Raw genomic sequence first — 20,881 nt, forward strand, 5'->3', positions numbered from 1 at the left:
TGAGCACCACGCTCCTGTGGGTCGGCCATGGCCATTGACGAACGAGCCGATCCCTGTGCGGCATCGGTGCGGGTGCGCACCGTCCGTCGAGCCCGTCGCGCCGCGGACGTCAGCCGGGCTCAGCGGTCCGGATCAGGATCCTTCCGCCGCCGACGGCGTCAGAAGCCGCAGTAGACGAAGCTTCCGCCGTCGCTCAGCAGGTCGTCACGGACCCAGCCCTGCACGCCCGTGGAGTTGTTCCGCAGGTAGGTCCAGGTGTAGCCGTCGTTGCCCACGGTGTAGCAGTGGTAGTCCAGCTGCTGCGTGTTGTAGGCGATGCCGTTGATGCCACACCCGGTGCTGGAACCGCTCCGCTCGCGGGCCGCGTCCGCCGACTTCGGCCAGCTGCTGCTGTCCTTGTCGCCGACCGTCTTGCCGCAGGCGGCGTGCGCCGAGGCCGAGGTCGCCGTGACGATCGGCGCGACCAGTACGGTCGCTGTCAGCGCGACCGCCCCGAGCGCCCCCCGTGTCGATGCTCGCATGTCCATCCTCCTTCAGGATGTTGGTGACGGAGCGAGTTGGTTCGCTCCCCGTGACGCGAACCTATCGACACTTTTCTTCACCCGGCAACGTCAGGTAGTTGACAAACCACCCTGAGTCACGACTCAGTAATCCAGAAATCGCGGAGTGACCAGCCGGTACAGATCGCTCTGCCGGCCCGGAATTCGTCCGATCGCCAGGTAAAGGGGCTGCGCCTCGACTCAGAAGGTGATACCGGCCCCGGCCAGGATCGGGCCGGCGAGTAGCCACCCGCCGGCGACCAGGGCGCCGAGGGCGACCAGCAGGAAGACCCCCACCCAACCCAGCGGCGGCACCGGCGTGAGCCGGGCGAGCTGGTCGGCGTCCGACTCCGGCATCCGGCCCCGGCTGCGCTGGCGTCGCAGCTCGAAGACCGGCCGCACGCCACCGAACAGCAGGAACCAGACCGAGGTCCAGGCGAACGCGGCCTGGACCTGCGGCGAGGTGTACCAGGAGACGGCGAGCACGACGCCGCCGGTGACCAGCAGGGACAGTGCGCCGAACAGGTTGCGGATCAGCAGCAGCATGGCCAGCAGCAGGGCCACCGCCAGCCAGAGCAGCAGCGTGATCCGGTTGCCGGCCAGCAGCCACGCACCGCCGAGACCGAGCAGCGACGGCGCGACGTAGCCGGCGAGCAGCGTGAGGATCATGCCGGGGCCGCTGGGACGGCCGGCCGAGAGCGTCAGCCCGGAGGTGTCCGAGTGCAGCCGGATGCCGTGCAGCCGGCGCCCGGTGAGCAGCGCCACCAGGGCGTGACCGCCCTCGTGCGCGATGGTCACCGCGTTGCGGGCGATCCGCCACGGCAGCCGGGTGGCGACCACGGCGAGCGCGACCACGGCGGTGAGCACCACCAGCAACGGTGGCGGGTCCGGCTGGGCGCTCAGCAGGGTGTCCCAGAGCGTGGTGAGGCCGTCGATCAGGGGCATGGGCGGGGAGCCTACCGGCCCGAGTCGTGTCGTTCGACCGGCCGTGTCTCATAGAGTGTGAGACTGATCGGACGAGGCGCCCGAACGGAGGTGAGGTCGGTGAGCGCAGCTCCCTGGGAGCCGCCGAGGTCACGGGTGGAACCGTGGACGGAGGCCGACTATCTCGCACTGGGCCACAGCCACGACCGCATCGAACTGCTCGACGGGAGCCTGATCGTGAGTCCTGCTCCGAGCAAGCGGCATCAACTGGTGTCCTGGAATCTCGTGGACAGCCTGCGCCGAGCTGCCCGACCGCTCGGGCTGCTGGTGTTCGAAGCGGTCAACGTCCGGCTCGGTGTCGACCGCATGGTCATCCCCGACGTCGTCGTCGCCGACACCGACGACGAAGGCGTGGTGATCGAAGCGGGCGAGGTGCGATTGATCTGCGAAATCGTCTCGCCCGGCAACGCCGCCGCCGACCGGCTGGTCAAGATGCAGCTCTACGCGATCGCCCGCATCCCGTTCTACCTCCTGGTCGAGCAGGACGGGGACACCCACTCGCTGCGGCTGTACCGGCTCGACGGAGGGCACTACGTCGAGGACCGCGTGGCGAAGGCCGGCGAGACGCTGAGCGTGACGGAGCCGTTCCGCTGGGCGATCGATCCGGGCGACCTCCGCTGACGTAAATGAAAGTTTCCTTGCACCCTATTGTGATCTAGGGCAGTAACCTCCAAAGATGGGCGTCAATCAGTTGACGTCCTCTGGAGGCACACCATGGCCCGTACCAGACTCTCCGTACGCCGGCTGCTCGCCGCCGGCCTGACCGTCGCCGCCACCGCGGCCGCGGCCCTCGTGGCGACCGCCGGGCCGGCCGCCGCCGCGACCACCCCCGGCGTCGACGTCTCCCGCTACCAGGGCAGCATCAACTGGACCAGCGCGCGCAACGCCGGCATCCAGTTCGCCTTCATCAAGGCCACCGAGGGCACCAGCTTCAAGGACGCGAACTTCAACACGAACTACGTGAACGCCTACAACGCCGGGGTCATCCGGGGGGCATACCACTTTGCCCGACCGAACATCTCCGCCGGCTCCACCCAGGCCAACTACCTGGCCAGCAACGGCGGCGCCTGGTCGGCCGACAGCCGCACGCTGCCCGCCGCGCTGGACATCGAGGCCAACCCGTACAGCGGCGGCTACTGCTACGGCCTGAGCACCACCGGCATGCGCAACTGGATCCAGGACTTCCTCAACACCTACCGCTCCCGCACCGGCCGCTACGCGGTCATCTACACCACGACGAGCTGGTGGAACCAGTGCACCGGCAGCTGGACCGGCCCGTGGGCCAACCACCCGCTCTGGCTCGCCCGCTGGTCCAGCACGCCGGGCGCCCTTCCGGCCGGCGCCTCGGTGTGGAGCTTCTGGCAGTACACCAGCACCGGCAGCGTCTCCGGGATCAGCGGCAACGTCGACCGCAACTACTGGAACGGCGACCGGACCCGGCTGATCGCCCTGGCCAACAACACCTGACGGACGCGAACGGCAGCGGGATCGCCTCGACGTGGGGCGGTCCCGCTGCCGTTCGTACCGTCTTGTTTGCGGTCAGGCCCGGCGTCGCGCGGCGGTCGCCATGGGCACGGTCGCGGGTCGGCGAATCCAACGCCACGCCGCGACCCCGGCGACGGTCAGGGTGAGCACACCGAGGACCGCGACCGGCGCGGACAGGCCGGCGGCGACCATCAGCAGGACGGCGTCGCCGAGCGCGACCAGCATCCACAGTGCCAGCCGGGGGCCGGTGTCCCTGTGTCGGTAACCCATGTCGCACCTCCTTCGTCGTCGGGGTATTCATACCCCCGACTACGGAAAGTCATGCGAACCAGTTTCGCGACGGCGGGACTCCCAGAGTCAGTTGCTGCGGTCGGGCACGAAGCCCTTGGTGATGATGTCGAAGTTGGCCAGGTTGGCCTGCCAGTCCTTCGCCGGAACCTCCCAGCGCAGCGCGTAACCCCGGTTGGTGGCCGTCGCCACACCCCGGTTACGCACATGGAAGCGCACGTTGCCGCTGCGCGTCTCCAGCCAGTCCCAGTCGGCGCAGGTGCGGTAGTAGCCGTTGCACCGGGTGATGTTGACGTACTCGTAGTTCCGGACGTAGTTCCGCCGGTTCGGCTCCTGGTCCTTCCAGTCCGCGTAGGCGTCCTTCTGCGGGCTGGGCGTCCACTGCATGAACAGCACCCGGTTGGCGCCGCCGTTCTCGTAGAGCACGACCTGGTTCCCGCTCGGCTTCGCCTTCCAGCCGTTCGGGATCGGCACCTTGAAGCCGTTCGAGCCGGTGTAGTACTTCCAGCCGGCCGGCAGCACGAACCCGGTCGGTGACGGGCTCGCCGACGGCGACGGACTGGCCGACGGGCTGGCCGACGAGGCCGCCGCGCTCGGCGAGGCGCTGGCGGTCGGCGCGGGCGGGCCCGCCGACGCCACCGAGGAACCGCCCGTCGGCTGGCCGCCGTCGTCGTCGCCGCCGTTCAGCAGCGGCACCGCCACCACCAGACCGACCAGCAGCACCAGCACCAGCGCGCCGATCAGCAGGTTGCGCCGGTTCGGCGCCGTCTTGGCACCCGGCAGGACCGTCGCCCGGCCGGTCGAGGAGGCGGGGCTGACGGGAGCCGCGCTGACCGGCGCGGGACTGACCGGCGCGGAGTCGGACGGGGCCGGACTGACCGGCACCGGAGCCGAGCGCTGCGCCGGAGCGGCCGGGACCGGCTCACCGTCGAGCCGGGTCTCGTCGAGCGCCGGGGCGTCGTCGTCCACGCGGGTCTCGTCGACCGGCGGGTCGGCGTCGAGCTTGGTCGTCGGCTCGGCGACCGGAGGCGCCACCTTCGCGGTCGGGCCCGCGTCGGACGTGGGCGCCGGCACCTTCGCGGTCGGATCGGCGGCCGCCGCCGTACCCCCGGTGGCCGCGACCCCGGAAGCCCCGGTGGCCGCCGGTTGCACCTGGTCGTCGGCCGGACGCGGCGCCGGCACCAGCGGCGGTCGCGGCGCGCGCGGACCGTTCGGCCCCGGCCGGCGTACGCCGTCCAGCAGCGAGATGCCCTTGGCCCGCCGACCGGCGGCCTTGCGCAGCATGCGCTCCGCCACCTCGGCGGTGATCCGCTCGTCCGGGTCCTTGCGCAGCAGGCCCTGGAGCAGCGGCTTGAGCGGCCCGGCGTTGCGTGGCGGCGGCATCGGCTCGGTGGCGAGGGCGGCCAGCGTGGCGATCGCCGACGGGCGCGCGTAGGGCGACTTGCCCTCGACCGCGGCGTAGAGCGTGGCGCCCAACGACCACAGGTCGGCCTCCGGCCCGGCCGTGCCGTCCCGCGCCCGCTCCGGCGAGATGTAGGCGGGTGAGCCCAGCACCATGCCGGTGCGGGTCACGTTCGGGTCGCCGGGGATGGTCGCCAGGCCGAAGTCGGTGAGCACCACCCGGCCGTCCTCGCCGAGCAGCACGTTGCCCGGCTTGACGTCGCGGTGCATGATGCCGGCCTTGTGCGCGGCCTTCAGCGCGCCCAGCACGCCGAGGCCGATCTCGACCGCCTTGGCCACCGAGACCGGGCCGTCCTCGGCGATCGTGTCCTGCAACGACTTCGACGCGACGTATTCCATGACGATCCACGGGTCGCCGTCGGTGCGCAGCACGTCGAAGATGCGGACCACGTTGACGTTGTTGAGCCGGGCGATGGCCCGCGCCTCACGCAGCGAACGTTCCCGCATCTCACGGCGCTCGTCGGGGGTCAGGCCGGGTGGCGGGACCAACTCCTTGATGGCGACGTCGCGGTGCAGCACCTCGTCCCGCGCCTTCCAGACGCGGCCCATGCCGCCCTGACCGAGCGGCGTGAGGAGCCGGTATCGGTCAGCGACGAGTTGGGGAAGTGCGTTCGACATCGCAGAAACGGTACCCGGCCGCTCCGACGCGCACACCGCCGGCACGCCACTGTATGCCGAAGGTCGAGTTCGCGACGCGTACCCTGGGCCCATGTCTGCCGAAGAGCCGATGTTCCGGGTCGTCCGTGGCGTGCCCACCGCCGAGGAGCTGGCCGCTCTGGTCGGCGCGATCGTGGTCCGCACCCGGCCCGTCGCCGCCGCCGCGCCGCCCGCCGTGTCCCGCTGGGCGCGCGGCACCCGCCCGGCCGGCGCGATGTCCACCGCCGGTCCCGGCGCGTGGCGCGCCTCCGGCCTTCCCCGCTGAAACCTTCCCCGCGTACGCGAGCCGGGCTGGGGCTGCCGGGATCCGCGCGGAGCCATTAACCTCACTCAGGGAAACCGTGCGGTGACGGGCAGGGAGGTCCGATGATCCCGGAGGACAACCGGCCAGCCGGCTGGCTGCGCGACTACGGCGGCATCGAGGCCGACATCCGACAGATGAGGGAGTTCGCCGACCGACTCCAGGACGAGGTCACCCGCAACTACGCACCCCACCTGTCCTACATCGCCGACGACATGAAGGCCCCGGTGCCCAACCCGGCCGACGCCTTCATCGAGCTGGTCCAGTTCCTCCAGGCCCACCACGAGACGCAGAAGGCCGCGGTCAGCGCCGTCTGGGACCTGGCACCCGCCACCGGCCGGCTCGCCGACGCCGCCGGTCGCATCGCCGCCCACTACGACGATGCGGACGCCTTCTCCTCCGCCCGCGTCGCCGACGTCGAACGCGCGCTGTCCGCCCCCACCACCACCGTCGCACGTCCCACCCCACCACTGGCCGACCCCACCGGCCCTGACCAGGGGCGGGTGGTCCTGCCGTGATCGAACGGGGCGGCGGACGCACCTCCGGGCTCACCGACTGGCGGCTGATGGACGTGCTCAGCATGTGGGCCTGCCTGCACGACCAGGACACCGCCGGCCAGTGGAAGCAGGTCGCCGGCTGGCGCAAGGTGTGCGACCTCGCCCTGGCGCACCTCAGCCGGCTGCGGGAATACCGTCGCGGGCTCGCCGAGGCGTGGCCGCCCGAGACCAACGCCGCCGCGCGGGCGTACGTCGGCGAACTCGACCAGCTCATCGACCGGGTGCAACGCACCCACGACGCGGCCGCCGCGAACTACGACGCGCTCGCCGCCGCCGCGCGGGCCATCGGCAGCGCCCGCGCCGAGCTGCAGCCGCTCTACGACGAGTACGCGGCCAAGCTGGGGCAGAAGCGGGCGTACGAGGCGACGATCGCCGACCCGAAGGCGGTGGCGGGCAGCCGGCTGCCGGAACGGCCACCGGTCACGGACGCCGACCTGGAGCAGTTGAACGTTCGGGCGCGCGGGTTGATGACAGGGCTGAGTGGCGAACTCCAGCTCGCCCAGGTCATGCTCCGCCAACCGCCCCCAAGATCAGTTCCAAGAATGGATGAGGTGCGCACCGGAGGTGATAGTCCTGCACCAATGATCCCTCCGGTTGTCCCCATCCCGATCTCGACCATGCCTGCCGGCAAGCCAACTGACTCGCGTACAGCAGCACGAATACATCCAGCAGGTCCAACGCCTGGCGCTGGCCCGATCCTCGGGGGTGCGGGCGCTGCTCTGAACCCACCACCGCCGCCAGCCATGCCGGTAACTCCAACGGCCGTCTCCGGTGGGCCATCAACAGTAGGAGCCAGCCCGCTACTCCCTCCGTCGACGCGATCGCTTGGGCCTGCTCCGACGACGAAACCCATCCAACCCGGCGAGCCGACTCGTGGGGCCGTCAGTGGAGGTCCGGTTACTCCTGGAAACCCGTCCCGCTCAGCGCCATTCGGAGGCCTCATCGGAGGTGGCCCTCAACCAGGCATGACGCAGCCTGTTGGCGGTTCCTCGCCTCGCCGCGTGAACCCGGTCGGCGGCGTCATTGGCGGTGGCGCAGCTGGAACTGCTCCTACTGGTGCAGCAGGTTCTCGACCAGGAGCGGGCCGCCAGTTTCAGCAGGGAAGCCTTTCAGGCCTTCACCCGCTCGGCGGCAGTCCTGCGTCCGCGGGGCCTGCCGGCCTCGGCTCATCGAGCCGAGCTGTGCAGCGCCGCAACCAGGAATCCGCACCAAACTGGGATCCCGACAATCCTTGGAGGACCGACGAGGGGGTTGATCCCGTAGTCCAAGCGCCTGACGATGACGGGCCAATCGACCCAGGGCCAGCCATCGGTTTTTCCCGGTGAGGTTGCTGTGGGTCCACATTGCCACGACGGCAATCTTCTTCACATCGGGAAGCGGCGCTGGATATGGCGCTCCGCACACGGTTGTTGTCAAGTCCAGTGAACGCCAATGGCACCTGAATTACCTGCGCGCAATCGATGCTCATGCTATAAGCCAGGGTGAGGGAGTGCTCGTCGCCGTCCCTGATAGCGGCGTCGATCCGCACCCCGACCTGTCCGGAAATCTAATACCTGGCACTGATGTCATCCCTGGCGGATCCGGCAACGGTCTGAACGACCAGGACGGGCATGGCACTGGGATGGCTGGACTGATTGCCGCCGACAGCAAGGACTCCACACGCGGCGCGCTAGGCATTGCCCCGAAGGCAAAGGTTCTGCCAATCTATGTGTCACCCGCGCACCAGGACGGCACCTCGCAGGCGCTCGCAGAAGGCATCGATTACGCCATCTCCCGCCACGCTCAGGTAATTAGCATCTCAGCGACCGGTGGCGCCGATACTCGGCTGCAACGCGCAATCAGGTCCGCCATCAATGCGGATGTAGTTGTTGTGGCTGCCGCAGGCAATACAAGCAAGTCTCCATTCGTCGGCTATCCAGCGAGCGAACCTGGCGTCGTCGCTGTCGGCGGCTCTGACCAACACGGAGATCACGCTGCCATCTCAGCTATCGGTCCGGAGGTAGACGTCGTCGCGCCGGCAGTCGACATCTACAGCACGGGCCTCAACGGAGGCTATCGAGTCGGCACTGGCACCTCGGACGCCACCGCGATCGTGGCCGGGGCCGCCGCCTTGATCCGCTCCAAGTATCCCCACCTCCCCGCCGCCGAGGTCGCGCACCGGCTCACCGCGACCGCCATCGACAAGGGCCCACCCGGCCGGGACGACGAGTACGGCTACGGGGTCATCGACCTGGTCGCCGCGCTCACCGCCGACGTACCCCCGATCGGTTTCGAGTCGACCGGCGTCACCGCACCGGCTTCGACGGCGGCCGGGCCCGACGGCGACGACGCCGGCGGCACGGCTCGGGGCCTCGCGACCCTCGGCGTGCTGCTGGCTGCCGCCGGCGGTTATCTGGTCTGGCGTCGTCGTCGACGTGCCGGCGACCCGCCACCGAGGATCAGCCGGTAGCGTCGGCAGGGTGTCGACCTCCGTGCCGTTGCGCCTCGTCCTGGCCTCGCAGAGTCCTGCCCGCCGCAAGCTGCTCCAGGCCGCGGGCATCGAGCCCGACGTGCTGGTCAGCGGCGTCGACGAGTCGCAGGTGGTCAGCGATCGGGCCGAGGATCTGTGTCTGGAGTTGGCGCGGCTGAAGGCGCAGGCCGTGCTCGGCCGGCTGCGTCCGGCCGGGGACGAGCGCACGCTGGTGCTCGGGTGCGACTCGGTGCTCGCGTTCGACGGGGAGATCCTGGGCAAGCCGGCCGACGCGGCCGACGCCACCCGGCGTTGGCAGCGGATGCGGGGGCGCAGCGGCGTCCTGCACACCGGGCACTGCCTGATCGACGTGACGCGCGAGGCGCGCGCGGAAGCGGTCGCGTCGACCACCGTGCACTTCGCCGACATCACCGACGAGGAGATCGCCGCCTATGTGGCGACGGGCGAGCCGCTGGCGGTGGCCGGCGCGTTCACCATCGACGGTCTTGGCGGCGCGTTCCTGACCGGCATCGAGGGTGACCCGGGCACGGTGGTGGGGCTCTCCCTGCCGCTGCTGCGCCGGCTCCTCGGCGAGTTGGAGCTGCGCGTCGTCGACCTGTGGACGAAGGTCGCGCCGGGGGGCCAGGAGATCGAGCATCTCGGCTAACGTCCGGGCATGACCACGAAGCCGTTGCCGCTGACCCCGGAACTGCACGCCTACCTGGTGGCCCACGGATCCACCCCGGACGAGGTCGTCCGGGAGTTGGCCGAGGAGACCCGGGCGGCCCTGCCGGCCGAGGCCGACATGCAGGTCGCGCCGGAGCAGGCGGCGTTCCTCACCTTCCTGACCCGGCTGCTGGGTGTGCGGCAGGCGGTGGAGGTGGGCACGTTCACCGGTCTGTCCTCGCTGGCGATCGCTCGCGGGCTGGCCGAGGGTGGCCGGCTGACCTGCTTCGACATCTCCGAGGACTACACCGGCGTGGCCCGCCGCTACTGGGCTCGGGCGGGCGTCCAGGACCGGATCGAGCTGCGCATCGGGCCGGCCGCCGAGACGCTGCGGGAGCTGCCCCGGGAGCGTCACCTCGACTTCGCGTTCATCGACGCGGACAAGGTCGGCTACCCGGTCTACTGGGACGAGCTGGTGCCGCGGATGCGTCCCGGCGCGGTCATCGCGGTCGACAACACGCTGCGCGCCGGCCGGGTGCTCGCCCCGCGCAACGCGGACGACCGGGCCATCGCCGCCTTCAACGACGCGGTGCTCGCGGACGTCCGTGTCGAGGCGGTCATGTTGCCGATCGCCGACGGGGTCACGCTCGCCCGGGTGCCTTGAGCCGGTTCGGCGAGGTGGCGGTATCCGGTGGGACCGGACCCCGCCACTTCGCCGAAGTGGAGTCGATCAAGAGCGCGGTCAGGCCGGCTCGGGGTGCAGGGCCCGGCCCAGCCGCACGGTCAGCAGCACGGCCACCGCGATGAACGCGGGCAGCAGCAGGAAGGCCGCGTGCGGTCCGACGCCGTCGGCCACCCGGCCGAGCGCGACGGGCGCGATCCCGAAACCGACAGCCATCGAGTACGACGACCAGCCCGCCGCCCGATCGGCGGCCCCGCCGGCCACCGCGAGCGCGATGGAGATCGCCAGCGGGTAGTGCAGGGCGTTGCCCAGGCCGAGCACGACCAGACCGGTGACCGCGAGCCAGCCGACCGGGCTCGCCCAGAACAGCGTGAACCCGGCCAGTGAGACGGTGAGCGCGCCGAGCAGCAGCGGCACCGGCGGCCAGCGCAGCGCGGCCCGGCCGCCGGCGAGCCGGCCGGCGAACATGCCGCACACGATCGCCGCGACGGCGGCCGACGCCCCGCCGGCGCTCAGCCCGGCGTGGGTCCGGAGCACGTCGGCGGTCCACAGCGACAGGCAGACCTCGATCGACCCGGTGACCGACATCAACACCCAGGCGATCCAGTACGCCCGCGGCAGCCGCCGCGAACGCGCGGGGAAGCCGGGATCGTGGCCACTGCCCGTCCTGCGACCCGAACGCGAACCGCCCGGGATCTCGCGCGGCCCGGCACCCGGTCGCGCGACCTCGGAGCCAGCCGACGCCCCGACGGCACCCGCACCGGCGGATCCGGCTTCCGCACCCGGACCGGCAGGCACGGAAACGACCCCCGGACCAGCGGGTGCGGAGACGACACCCGGACCGGCAGGCACGGAAACGACCGCTGGGGCCACGGCGGATCGGGCGGTAGCCGCGGCAGCGGGGGCGCCCTTCGGTCGGCGTACCCGAAAGGTCATGGCAGTGAGCGCGAGAAGCGTGATCAGCCCGACCTCGACGGCCATCACCGGCCGCCAGCCGAGGCCGGCGTCGACGGTGGCGCCGATGGTCAGCGGCGCCAGGATGCCCATGCCGGCGCAGGCGGCGTTGGCCTCGGTGAGCGCGGCGGGGGCGGCGGGGCCGTGCCGGGCGGTGAGCACCACGTTGACGCCGCTGATCACCATCATGCCGAAGGTGGCGACGACCGCGACGGCGGCGATGGTGGCGGGCAGCGGGCGGAGCAGGCCGAGCGCGGTGACGCCGGCGGCCACGCCGGCCAGGCCGAGCCAGACGGCGGGGCCGCGGCCGAAGCGGCGGGCTACCGGGGCGAAGAGCGCGCCGCCGGCCAGGGCGCCGACCGCGATGCCGGTGCTGTGCAGGCCGGCGACCGCGGCGCTGGTGCCCTGTTCGTCGCGGAGCAGGGGTACGACGGGGCCGAACCCGTAGAGGAAGAAGCCCCAGAGGCCCAGCTGGGCGTAGGTCAGCCAGGTGGTCCGGTCACGGGTGAGGCGGGGCACCGGCCCGACGCTACGCGCGCGCGACCGGCGCCCCGCCTCGGATGAGAGACAGGTCTCCCCGGGGGGTGTTAAGCGGGGCCCCTTCCTCTACCGAATGCGTTAAAAGGGGGCCCCGCCTTTCACCTGACGCTGCGGGCGAACTGGCGGGCGGCCCAGACCACGCCGGCGACGGCGAGCACGGCGATGATGCCGAGCCCCTGCCAGACGTTGTCGTTGCCGAGGTCGCCGTCGAAGAGCGCGCGGGTGCCGTCGACCGCCCAGGAGAACGGGTTCCACTTGGCGACGCCCTGCAACCAGCCGGGGGCGAAGGTGAGCGGCAGCAGGATGCCGGAGAGCAGCAGCACCGGTTGCGCGACGGTGTTCATCAGCGGGGCGAGCGCGTCCTCGCTCTTGACCTTGAGCGCGACGCCGTAGGAGACGGCCGAGGTCATCAGCGCGATGAGGGCGAGCATCAGGTAGGCCAGGAGCAGGTAGCCGATGAAGACGCGCAGGTCGAACAGGAGCGCCAGCACGGTGATGATGACGGCCTGCGCGATCAGCGAGACCACGTCGCGCAGGGAGCGGCCGAGCAGCAGCGCGAGGCGGCTGACCGGGGTGACCCGGGAACGTTCGATCACGCCGGCGCGCAGCTCGGCGATCAGGCCGAAGCCCTGGAACAGGCCGCCGAAGATGGCCAGCAGCACGAGCAGGCCGGGCACGAAGATCTTGTACGCGGCGGCCTGCGTGGGCGCGTTCAGCGCCGGCTTGAGCAGCGGGGCGAAGAGCAGCAGGTACATCACCGGCTGGAAGACGCCGACGAAGACCCAGACCGGGTTGCGCAGCAGCAGCTGCGCCTGGCGCTGGAAGATCAACCAGGTGTCGCGGGCGAGTTTCATGACAGCTTCTCCGGGGGTCAGGACTCGCGCAGCGAGCGGCCGGTCTTGGTGAGGAAGACGTCGTCCAGGCTGGGGCGGTGCAGCTCGATCGAGCGCAGCTCCAGCCCGGCGTGGTCGAGGCGGCGCAGCACCTGCGGGATGGCGACGGCGCCCTCGTCGACGTAGAGGCGCAGCCCGCCCTCGTCGACGGTCTCCAGCTTGCTCACGTACGTCTCGGTGTCGAGCAGCTGCGCGGCCTGCGGGGTGGTCGCGACGTCCAGACCGACGATCACCACCTCGCCGGAGATCTCGCGCTTCAGCTCGGCCGGGGTGCCCTCCGCGACCACCTCGCCATGGTCCATGATCGCGATCCGGTCGCAGAGCGCGTCGGCCTCGTCGAGGTAGTGCGTGGTGATGAAGACGGTCATCCCCTCGGTGCGCAGCCGACGGATCTCGTCCCACATGTGCGCGCGGCTCTGCGGGTCGAGGCCGGTGGTCGGCTCGTCCAGGAAGACGATCTTCGGCTCGTGGATGATGCCGAGCGCGATCTCGACCCGTCGGCGCTGGCCGCCGGAGTAGGTCTTGCACTTGCGGTCGGCGTACTCGCTGAGCTGGAAGGCGTCCAACGCGCGGGTGGCGCGCCGGTTCGCGTCGGCCTTGGAGATGCCGTAGAGGCGGGCCTGGAGCACCAGCTCCTCACGGGCGCTGGACTCGTCCCAGGTGCTGCCGCCCTGCGGCACGTAGCCGATCCGGCGACGCACCCCGGCCGGGTCCTTGAGCAGGTCGGCGCCGGCGATGGTGGCCTCGCCGCCGTCCGGCTCGATGAGGGTCGCGAGCATCCGCAGGGTGGTGGTCTTGCCGGCGCCGTTGGGCCCGAGGAAGCCGAAGATCTCCCCCGCGGCGACGTCGAGGTTGACGCCGCGCACCGCGTCCACGGTCTTCGTCTCGCGACCCGCGCGGGAGCGGAACGACTTCCGCAGCCCCCTGGTCTCGATCATTTCTGCTCCTGGTCGTCCGGGCCGGAGTTGCCCGGCCACCGGTCAGCGGTTCGCGTCGAGGCTAACGCGATATAGCTCTTGTGGTCAACGTTGATTATTTCGTGTCACCGTCGGTCCAGCCGGACCAGTCCTCCCCGCGCTCCATCCCCGCGGGCAGGTACGACACCCCGGACTCGATCCGCTGCGCGATCCGCTCGCACCAGGCCGTCTCGGCCTCCGCCCGGGCCAGCCACAGCTCGAACATCCAGCCCACGTGCACCGGCTTGCGGGTGCGCACCCAGTCCGAGTCCAACGACGCGCGCATCGACTCGACGCCGGCGCGCAGCAGGTTGGCCCGGTTGCGCAGCGCCGCCGCGGCCTCGTCCCGGGGCATCGCCGGCAGGAACGAGAACGCCACCGCGAACGAGTCCGGCGACTCGTGGAGCTGCCACCACTGCGCCCGCAGCAACGTCTCGAACTCGTCCTCCCCCTTCGCGGTCACCTCGTACGTGGTGCGGGCCGGACGGGCGCCCACCTGCTCCACCGAGACCGTCCGCAGCAGCCCCTCGTCGGTGAGCTTGCGCAGCGCGTGGTAGATCGAACCGGGCTGCACGTTCGCCCACTTGTCCGCACTCCAGCTCAGCAGCTCGCGGCGCACGTCGTAGCCGTGCACCGGCTGCATCCACCTGACCAGGCCCAGAATCATCATCCGCGTCGCCGACACCGGACAAGCGTAATAACCAAGTTTGACTACAGTGCGGCATCCCACACTGAGCGATCGTTAGGGCCTGCATGCCGGCCGATACACTCCCGGCATCGACCTCCCGGGAGGAGCCCCAAGGTGCGCAAGGTCCTCATCGCCAACCGCGGCGAGATCGCCGTCCGCGTCATCCGCGCCTGCCGCGACGCCGGGCTGGCAAGCGTCGCCGTGTACGCGGACTCCGACCGGGACGCCCTGCACGCCACGCTCGCCGACGAGGCGTACGCCCTGGGCGGCGACACCGCTGCCGACAGCTACCTGCGCATCGACAAGCTGATCGACGTGGCGGCCCGGGCCGGCGCGGACGCCGTGCACCCCGGCTACGGCTTCCTCTCCGAGAACGCCGACTTCGCCCAGGCCGTGATCGACGCCGGCCTGACCTGGATCGGCCCCACCCCGCAGGCGATCCGTGACCTCGGCGACAAGGTGACCGCCCGGCACATCGCGCAGCGCGCCGGCGCCCCGCTGGTGCCGGGCACGCCCGACCCGGTGGCCGGCGCCGACGAGGTGACCGCGTTCGCCACCGAGCACGGCCTGCCGGTCGCCATCAAGGCGGCGTTCGGCGGCGGCGGGCGCGGGCTCAAGGTCGCCCGCACCATGGAGGAGATCCCGCACCTGTTCGAGTCGGCCACCCGCGAGGCGGTCGCCGCGTTCGGCCGGGGCGAGTGCTTCGTCGAGCGCTACCTCGACCAGCCCCGCCACGTCGAGGCGCAGGTGCTGGCCGACCAGCACGGCAACGTGATCGTGGTCGGCACCCGGGACTGCTCGCTCCAGCGCCGGCACCAGAAGCTGGTCGAGGAGGCGCCCGCGCCGTTCCTCACCGACGCCCAGCGGGCCCAGATCCACGACAGCGCCAAGGCGATCTGCCGGGAGGCCGGCTACCACGGCGCCGGCACTGTGGAATACCTGGTCGGCGCGGACGGCACCATCTCCTTCCTGGAGGTCAACACCCGGCTCCAGGTGGAGCACCCGGTCACCGAGGAGACCGCCGGCATCGACCTGGTCCGCGAGCAGTTCCGCATCGCCGACGGCGAGAAGCTGCGTATCACCGAGGACCCGACGCCGCGCGGGCACGCCATCGAGTTCCGGATCAACGGCGAGGACCCGGGCCGCAACTTCCTGCCCGCCCCGGGCACCGTCACCGCCCTGCGGCTGCCCAGCGGCCCCGGCGTGCGGGTGGACACCGGCATCTCGGCCGGCGACGTGATCGGCGGCAACTTCGACTCGCTGCTCGCCAAGGTGATCATCGTCGGCGAGACGCGTACCGAGGCGCTGGAGCGGGCCCGCCGGGCGCTCGACGAGATGGTGGTCGACGGCATGGCCACCGCGCTGCCCTTCCACCGCCTGGTGGTCCGGGACGAGGCGTTCACCGGCGAGCCGTTCACCGTGCACACCCGGTGGATCGAGACCGAGTTCGACAACACCGTGCCGGCCTTCACCGCCACCGCCGGCGCCGCCGAGGGTCCGGCCGAGCGGGAGACCGTCGTGGTCGAGGTCGCCGGCAAGCGGATCGAGGTCGTCCTCCCCGCCGGTCTCGGCGCGGGTACGGCGGTCGCCGCGCCCGCCGCGCGCAAGCCGGCCCGCCGGGGCGGCACGGGCAAGGCCGGCGGCGCGGTCGGCGGGGACACGCTCGCCTCCCCCATGCAGGGCACCATCGTCAAGATCGCCGTGGCCGACGGCGACACGGTCGCCGAGGGTGACCTGGTCGTGGTGCTGGAGGCGATGAAGATGGAGCAGCCGCTGCACGCGCACAAGGCCGGCACGGTGCGCGGCCTGGCCGCCGAGGTCGGCGCCGTCCTCACCGCCGGCGCCCCCATCTGCACCATCGAGGGTTAAGGCGGGGCCCCCTGTTAACGCCTCCGGTAGAGGCGGGGCCCCTTCTTAACACCTCGGGCGACGGGTGGTCTGGGCCACCAGCGGCGGCGGGGAGCGCCGGGAGCGGGAATGATGGCCGGGTGCGGTTCCTTCATGGCGCGGTCCCCGCGCACGACCTGACCTACAACGACGTCTTCATGGCGCCCAACCGTTCGGAGGTGGGCTCCCGGCTCGACGTCGACCTGTCCTCCGGCGACGGCACCGGCACCACCGTGCCGCTGGTGGTGGCGAACATGACCGCGGTCGCCGGCCGGCGGATGGCCGAGACCGTCGCCCGGCGCGGCGCGATCGCGGTGATCCCGCAGGACATCCCGATCGAGGTCGTCGCGAACGTGGTCGGCTGGGTCAAGCAGCGGCACCTGGTGCACGACACGGCGATCACGCTCGGCCCCACCGACACCGTCGGCGACGCCATCCACCTGCTGCCCAAGCGCGCGCACGGCGCGGTGATCGTGGTCGACGAGGGTGGTCGCCCGGTGGGCGTGGTGACCGAGGCGGACACCGTGGGGGTGGACCGCTTCGCCCAACTCCGGCACGTGATGTCCACCGAGCTGCACACGGTGCCGGCGGACGCGGACCCGCGTACCGGATTCGAACGGTTGTCGGCGGGCCGGCGGCGGCTCGCGCCGGTGGTGGACGCGGACGGCCGCCTGGTCGGCGTGCTGACCCGCGCGGGCGCGCTGCGCGCGACGCTCTACACGCCGGCGGTGGACGACCGGGGCCGGCTGCGCATCGCGGCGGCGGTGGGCATCAACGGCGACGTCACCGGCAAGGCCGCCGCGCTGCTGGAGGCCGGGGTGGACACGCTGGTCGTGGACACCGCGCACGGGCACCAGGAGCGGATGATGCAGGCGCTGCGGGCGGTCCGCAAGCTCGACCCGGGCGTTCCGGTCGCGGCCGGGAACGTGGTCACCGCCGACGGGGTACGCGACCTGGTCGAGGCCGGCGCCGACATCGTGAAGGTGGGCGTCGGGCCGGGCGCGATGTGCACCACCCGGATGATGACCGGGGTGGGCCGCCCGCAGTTCTCGGCGGTGCTCGACTGCGCGGCCGCGGCCCGCTCGTTGGGCCGGCACGTCTGGGCCGACGGCGGCGTACGCCACCCGCGGGACGTGGCGCTGGCGCTGGCCGCGGGCGCCTCGAACGTGATGGTCGGCTCGTGGTTCGCCGGCACCTACGAGTCCCCCGGCGACCTCTACACCGACGCCGACGGCCGGCGCTACAAGGAGAGCTTCGGGATGGCCTCGTCCCGGGCGGTGAGCGCGCGGACCGCCGAGGACAGCATGTTCGACCGGGCCCGGAAGGCGATCTTCGAGGAGGGCATCTCCTCGGCCCGGATGTACCTGGACCCGAACCGGCCGGGCGTCGAGGACCTGATCGACGAGATCGTGTCCGGGGTGCGCAGCGCGTTCACCTACGCGGGGGCGCGCACCCTGGACGAGTTCCACGACCGGGCGCTGGTCGGCGTGCAGAGCACCGCCGGCTACACCGAGGGCATGCCGCTGCCGACGAGTTGGTGACCGCTCAGGAGAAGAGCCGGCCGACCACCGCCCGGGCGGCCGGCTCCGGGTCGGCGCCCACCCGCGACGGCAGGGCACCGGCCAGCCACAGCTCGGCGAAGCCGTGCGCGATCGACCAGGCGGCCAGCGCGTCCGCGTCCGGCTCCCGGCCGGTGTGCCGGGACACCCCGCCGCGCAGCAGCTCCCCGGTCCTCTCCCGGGCGGCCACCAGCTCCGGGTCGTCGGCCCGGTAGAGGTCCGGGCGGAACATCACCTCGAAGTGCGCGCGGTGCCGGACCGCGAAGACGACGTACGCGACCCCGCTCTCCCGGAAGTCGTCGCCCGCTGCCCGCAGCGCCTCGCCGAGCCCGTCGAAACCCTGGACGGCGAGCGCGGTGAGCAGCCCGGCCTTGTCCCCGAAGTGGTGCGCGGGCGCCGCGTGCGACACGCCGGCCCGGCGGGCGAGGTCGCGCAGGCTCAACGCGGCCGGGCCGGACTCGGCGATCGCCTCCACCGCGGCGGCCAGGAGCGTGCGGCGCAGGTCCCCGTGGTGGTAGGAGCGGGAGGACGTCATGACCTCACCCTAACTTGTCATTGACAAGATAGCACTCGTGGCAGCAATCTTGTCGCTGACAAGATTGGACGACGGAGGGACGACCCGTGGCACCCCTGATCGCACTTCTCGCCGGCACCGCCCTGGCCCGGATCGCCGGCCCGCTCGGCGTGGACGCGCTCGACGGCTGGCACCCCGCGCTGCGGGTCGGCCTGTCCCTGATGTTCGTGCTGACCGGCGCGGCCCACTTCACGTCCCGGCGGGCTGACCTGGTCGCGATGGTCCCCCCGGCGCTGCCCCGGCCCGACCTGCTGGTCACGCTCACCGGCGTACTGGAACTCGCCGGCGCGGTCGCCCTCCTCCCGCCGGCGACCGCGCGCTGGGCGGCGGCCGGCCTGGCGTTGCTGATGCTGGCCATGTTCCCGGCCAACGTCTCGGCCACCCGCCGCCGGCTGACACTCGCCGGCCGACCGGTTACTCCGCTCGCCGCGCGGACGGCACTCCAGGTCGTCTTCGTGGCCGCCGCGCTCGCGGTCGTCCTGGGCAACTGAACGCGCTCGGACCTGCCCCCCGGGCCGGCTCCTCCGCTCCGGTCGACGGGGTGGTGGGCGTCAGGTGTTAACAGGGGCCCCCTCCTCTACCGAATGCGTTAAGCGGGGGCCCCTCCTTACACCCAGGCGGAGGCAGGCGAGCAGGCCGACCAGCAGGAAGCCGGCGGCGGTGAACGCGGCGTAGCGGGTGGCGTCGGAGAACGCCGCCTTTGCCTCCTCGGCGATCGGCGCGGTACGCGGGTCCGCCGCCAGCCCGGTGATCGCCGCGCCGGCGCTCTCCTTGACCGCGGTCACCACCTGGTCCCGCCCAGCAGGGTCGAGGCCGGGCTGGTCGGCCAGCCGGTCGCCGAGGAGCCCGCCGAGGCCGGCGAAGAGCACGGTGCCGAGCACCGCGATGCCGAGCGCCGAGCCGACCTGCCGGGCGGTGCTCTGCAGGCCGGAGCCCTGCCCGCTGCGCCGCACCGGCACCTCGGCCAGGGAGACGCCGGTGAGCTGCGCGGTGGCCAGGCCGACGCCGACGCCGTAGACGAAGAGGAACGCCACCGGCGCCCACCAGCGGGTGTCCGGCGCGACCACGAGGCCCAGCCCGGCGACGCCGACCAGCTCGGCGGCGACGCCGAGTTGCACCACCCGGGCCGCACCCCAGCGCTGGGTGAGCGGTGCGCCGATGCCGCTGGCCAGGAAGCTGCCGACGGCGAGCGGCAGCAGCGCCAGGCCGGTGCGGAAGGCGCTGTAGCCGAGCACGTTCTGGAACCACAGCGGCAGCGCGAAGAGCAGGCCGAACTCGCCCAGGCTGACGATCGCGGCGGCGAGGATGCCGGTGCGGAACGATCCGATGCCGAACAGCGACAGGTCGAGCAGCGCGGGCCGGCCGGCCCGATTGCGGCGCACCTGCTGGGCCAGGAAGATCCCGAGCGCGGTCAGCCCGGCCAGCGCGGCCACCGGCACCGGCGAGATCGAGGCGGTCCAGTCCAGGCCGAACAGGCTGAACGGCCGTTCCCGCTCCCACCAGCCGTAGGTGCGGCCCTCGATCAGCGCGAACACCACGCCGGTCATGCCGACCACCGAGAGCAGCGCGCCGAGCAGGTCGACGCCGCGTTCGGCGCGGTCGTCGCGGGACTCGGCGACCAGCAGCAGGGTGCCCACGATCACGGCGAGGCTGACCGGGACGTTGATCCCGAACGCCCACCGCCAGGAGTACGTGGTGGTGAGCCAGCCGCCGAGCAGCGGCCCGAGCGCCGCCGCGCCGCCGATGGTGGAGCCCCAGACGGCGAACGCGATGCCCCGTTCCCGGCCGGTGAAGTTGGCGTTGAGCAGGGAGAGCGAGGTGGGCAGCATCATCGCCCCGCCGATGCCCTGGAGCACCCGGGCGCCGATCAGCGCCTCGCCCGAGCCGGCGAGCGCCGCCAGCACGCTCGCCACCACGAAGACGCTCACCCCGGTGACGAACATCCGCCGCCGTCCGGACCGGTCGGCGAAGCGGCCGGCGACCAGCAGCAACGCCGCGAAGACCAGGGTGTACGCCTCCTGCACCCACTGCGCGTCGGTGGCGGTGATGTCCAGGTCCCGGATGATCTGCGGCACCGCGACGTTCACGATGGTGGCGTCCACGATGATCATGGCGACGCCGAGGCTGATGGCGAGCAGCCCGAACCAGCGTCCGCGCCCGTCGCTGCGCATGGCACCCTCCCCTTTTAGCTAGATTTTCTAGCTACCCGAGATGCTAGCTTTAACCCGTGGAGGGGTCGCCGTCAACCGGAGCGGCCGGGCCCACCGGCCCGCCGCCGAGCAGCGAGGCCGCCCGGGCACTGCGCGAGATGCTGCGGGTCGCCGGGGACACCCGCGGCGCGCTGGCCCGCCGCCTCGGCATCGGCGCGACCGACGCCGCCGCCATCGACCACCTGATCTCCAGCCCCGAGCCGCTGGGCCCGGTCGAGCTGGGCAACCGGCTCGGCATCCGGTCCGCGTCCGCCACCACCCTCGTCGACCGGCTGGTGCGCGCCGGCCACGTCGCCCGCGCCCCGCACCCGCACGACCGCCGGCGGCTCAGCCTCCAGGTGACCGAGCACGCGGTCGGCGAGGTGCTGGAGGCGCTGCGACCGATGCTCGTCGGCGTCGACCGGGCCGTCGCCCGGCTCACCCCGGAGCAGGCCGAGGCCACCGCGATGTTCCTGCGCGAGGTAGCGGCCGTGATGCGCGACTACGTGGCGAGCGCCCCGGACGAGCCGCCACCGCCCCGACGCGGCGGCGCCGAGGGCGGCTGAGGTGAT

General features: G+C 72.1%; 21 protein-coding genes. 11 read left to right on the plus strand and 10 right to left on the minus strand.

The window, feature by feature from the left end; all coding sequences use genetic code 11:
• Positions 1-158 precede the first annotated feature (158 nt).
• On the minus strand, positions 159-521 hold the full coding sequence (locus GA0070213_RS09440; RefSeq protein WP_217628600.1) for a hypothetical protein: 363 nt from the start codon (positions 519-521) through the stop codon (positions 159-161).
• Positions 522-740: 219 nt separating this feature from the next.
• On the minus strand, positions 741-1,484 hold the full coding sequence (locus GA0070213_RS09445) for a M50 family metallopeptidase (RefSeq protein ID WP_091060844.1): 744 nt from the start codon (positions 1,482-1,484) through the stop codon (positions 741-743).
• A gap of 99 nt (positions 1,485-1,583) precedes the next feature.
• Here GA0070213_RS09445 and GA0070213_RS09450 point away from each other — a divergent pair, with 99 nt between their 5' ends.
• Positions 1,584-2,144, plus strand: a complete 561-nt coding sequence (locus GA0070213_RS09450) for a Uma2 family endonuclease (protein ID WP_091060848.1) — start codon at positions 1,584-1,586, stop codon at positions 2,142-2,144.
• A 93-nt stretch (positions 2,145-2,237) separates the two neighbouring features.
• Positions 2,238-2,990, plus strand: coding sequence for a GH25 family lysozyme (locus tag GA0070213_RS09455; RefSeq protein WP_091060851.1), 753 nt, complete (start codon positions 2,238-2,240; stop codon positions 2,988-2,990).
• A gap of 72 nt (positions 2,991-3,062) precedes the next feature.
• Here the strand turns inward: GA0070213_RS09455 and GA0070213_RS09460 are convergent, their stop codons facing one another.
• Positions 3,063-3,278 (minus strand): hypothetical protein, encoded by a 216-nt coding sequence (locus GA0070213_RS09460; RefSeq protein ID WP_091060854.1) that lies wholly within the window; start codon positions 3,276-3,278, stop codon positions 3,063-3,065.
• A gap of 87 nt (positions 3,279-3,365) precedes the next feature.
• Complete coding sequence (locus tag GA0070213_RS09465; protein ID WP_091060856.1) at positions 3,366-5,375, minus strand: serine/threonine-protein kinase; 2,010 nt, start codon at positions 5,373-5,375, stop codon at positions 3,366-3,368.
• 91 nt (positions 5,376-5,466) lie between these two features.
• On the opposite strand from GA0070213_RS09465, the gene GA0070213_RS09470 reads away from it, so the two are divergent.
• The 5 genes from GA0070213_RS09470 to GA0070213_RS09495 all read left to right on the plus strand — a co-directional run bounded on the left by GA0070213_RS09470 (position 5,467) and on the right by GA0070213_RS09495 (position 10,051).
• Positions 5,467-5,679 (plus strand): acyl-CoA carboxylase subunit epsilon, encoded by a 213-nt coding sequence (locus tag GA0070213_RS09470; protein WP_091060860.1) that lies wholly within the window; start codon positions 5,467-5,469, stop codon positions 5,677-5,679.
• 101 nt (positions 5,680-5,780) lie between these two features.
• A complete protein-coding gene (locus tag GA0070213_RS09475; protein ID WP_091060864.1) occupies positions 5,781-6,233 on the plus strand; it encodes a hypothetical protein in 453 nt (150 codons plus the stop codon).
• A 1,528-nt stretch (positions 6,234-7,761) separates the two neighbouring features.
• A complete protein-coding gene (locus GA0070213_RS09485) occupies positions 7,762-8,721 on the plus strand; it encodes a S8 family serine peptidase (protein WP_245716325.1) in 960 nt (319 codons plus the stop codon).
• A 10-nt stretch (positions 8,722-8,731) separates the two neighbouring features.
• Positions 8,732-9,388, plus strand: a complete 657-nt coding sequence (locus GA0070213_RS09490) for a Maf family protein (RefSeq protein WP_091060871.1) — start codon at positions 8,732-8,734, stop codon at positions 9,386-9,388.
• A 9-nt stretch (positions 9,389-9,397) separates the two neighbouring features.
• Positions 9,398-10,051 carry an O-methyltransferase gene (locus GA0070213_RS09495; RefSeq protein WP_091060875.1) on the plus strand — a complete coding sequence of 218 codons (654 nt, stop codon included), beginning with the start codon at positions 9,398-9,400 and terminating at the stop codon, positions 10,049-10,051.
• Positions 10,052-10,129: 78 nt separating this feature from the next.
• On the opposite strand, the gene GA0070213_RS09500 is transcribed toward GA0070213_RS09495, so the two are convergent.
• The 4 genes from GA0070213_RS09500 to GA0070213_RS09515 form a co-directional block, all read right to left on the minus strand.
• On the minus strand, positions 10,130-11,542 hold the full coding sequence (locus tag GA0070213_RS09500) for an MFS transporter (RefSeq protein ID WP_091060878.1): 1,413 nt from the start codon (positions 11,540-11,542) through the stop codon (positions 10,130-10,132).
• A gap of 119 nt (positions 11,543-11,661) precedes the next feature.
• Positions 11,662-12,417, minus strand: a complete 756-nt coding sequence (locus GA0070213_RS09505; protein ID WP_091060882.1) for an ABC transporter permease — start codon at positions 12,415-12,417, stop codon at positions 11,662-11,664.
• 17 nt (positions 12,418-12,434) lie between these two features.
• Complete coding sequence (locus GA0070213_RS09510) at positions 12,435-13,394, minus strand: ATP-binding cassette domain-containing protein (RefSeq protein ID WP_091060885.1); 960 nt, start codon at positions 13,392-13,394, stop codon at positions 12,435-12,437.
• 94 nt (positions 13,395-13,488) lie between these two features.
• Positions 13,489-14,082 (minus strand): PadR family transcriptional regulator, encoded by a 594-nt coding sequence (locus GA0070213_RS09515; RefSeq protein WP_091060887.1) that lies wholly within the window; start codon positions 14,080-14,082, stop codon positions 13,489-13,491.
• A 132-nt stretch (positions 14,083-14,214) separates the two neighbouring features.
• Here GA0070213_RS09515 and GA0070213_RS09520 point away from each other — a divergent pair, with 132 nt between their 5' ends.
• Both GA0070213_RS09520 and GA0070213_RS09525 read left to right on the plus strand, forming a co-directional pair.
• Positions 14,215-15,969, plus strand: a complete 1,755-nt coding sequence (locus tag GA0070213_RS09520; protein WP_091060891.1) for an acetyl/propionyl/methylcrotonyl-CoA carboxylase subunit alpha — start codon at positions 14,215-14,217, stop codon at positions 15,967-15,969.
• 119 nt (positions 15,970-16,088) lie between these two features.
• Positions 16,089-17,528 carry a GuaB1 family IMP dehydrogenase-related protein gene (locus GA0070213_RS09525; protein ID WP_091060894.1) on the plus strand — a complete coding sequence of 480 codons (1,440 nt, stop codon included), beginning with the start codon at positions 16,089-16,091 and terminating at the stop codon, positions 17,526-17,528.
• A 4-nt stretch (positions 17,529-17,532) separates the two neighbouring features.
• Here GA0070213_RS09525 and GA0070213_RS09530 read toward each other — a convergent pair whose 3' ends face one another.
• Positions 17,533-18,081, minus strand: coding sequence for a TetR/AcrR family transcriptional regulator (locus GA0070213_RS09530; RefSeq protein WP_091060897.1), 549 nt, complete (start codon positions 18,079-18,081; stop codon positions 17,533-17,535).
• 86 nt (positions 18,082-18,167) lie between these two features.
• Here GA0070213_RS09530 and GA0070213_RS09535 point away from each other — a divergent pair, with 86 nt between their 5' ends.
• The gene (locus GA0070213_RS09535) at positions 18,168-18,611 is read left to right on the plus strand and encodes a DoxX family protein (protein WP_091060901.1); all 444 of its coding nucleotides are present in this window, start codon (positions 18,168-18,170) and stop codon (positions 18,609-18,611) included.
• Positions 18,612-18,671: 60 nt separating this feature from the next.
• Here GA0070213_RS09535 and GA0070213_RS09540 read toward each other — a convergent pair whose 3' ends face one another.
• Positions 18,672-20,291, minus strand: coding sequence for a DHA2 family efflux MFS transporter permease subunit (locus GA0070213_RS09540; protein WP_342670493.1), 1,620 nt, complete (start codon positions 20,289-20,291; stop codon positions 18,672-18,674).
• A 56-nt stretch (positions 20,292-20,347) separates the two neighbouring features.
• On the opposite strand from GA0070213_RS09540, the gene GA0070213_RS09545 reads away from it, so the two are divergent.
• Positions 20,348-20,875 carry a MarR family winged helix-turn-helix transcriptional regulator gene (locus tag GA0070213_RS09545; RefSeq protein ID WP_091060906.1) on the plus strand — a complete coding sequence of 176 codons (528 nt, stop codon included), beginning with the start codon at positions 20,348-20,350 and terminating at the stop codon, positions 20,873-20,875.
• Positions 20,876-20,881: the final 6 nt, after the last annotated feature.

The sequence above is a fragment of the Micromonospora humi genome (assembly GCF_900090105.1).
In the GTDB taxonomy this organism is placed as follows: Bacteria; Actinomycetota; Actinomycetes; order Mycobacteriales; family Micromonosporaceae; genus Micromonospora; species Micromonospora humi.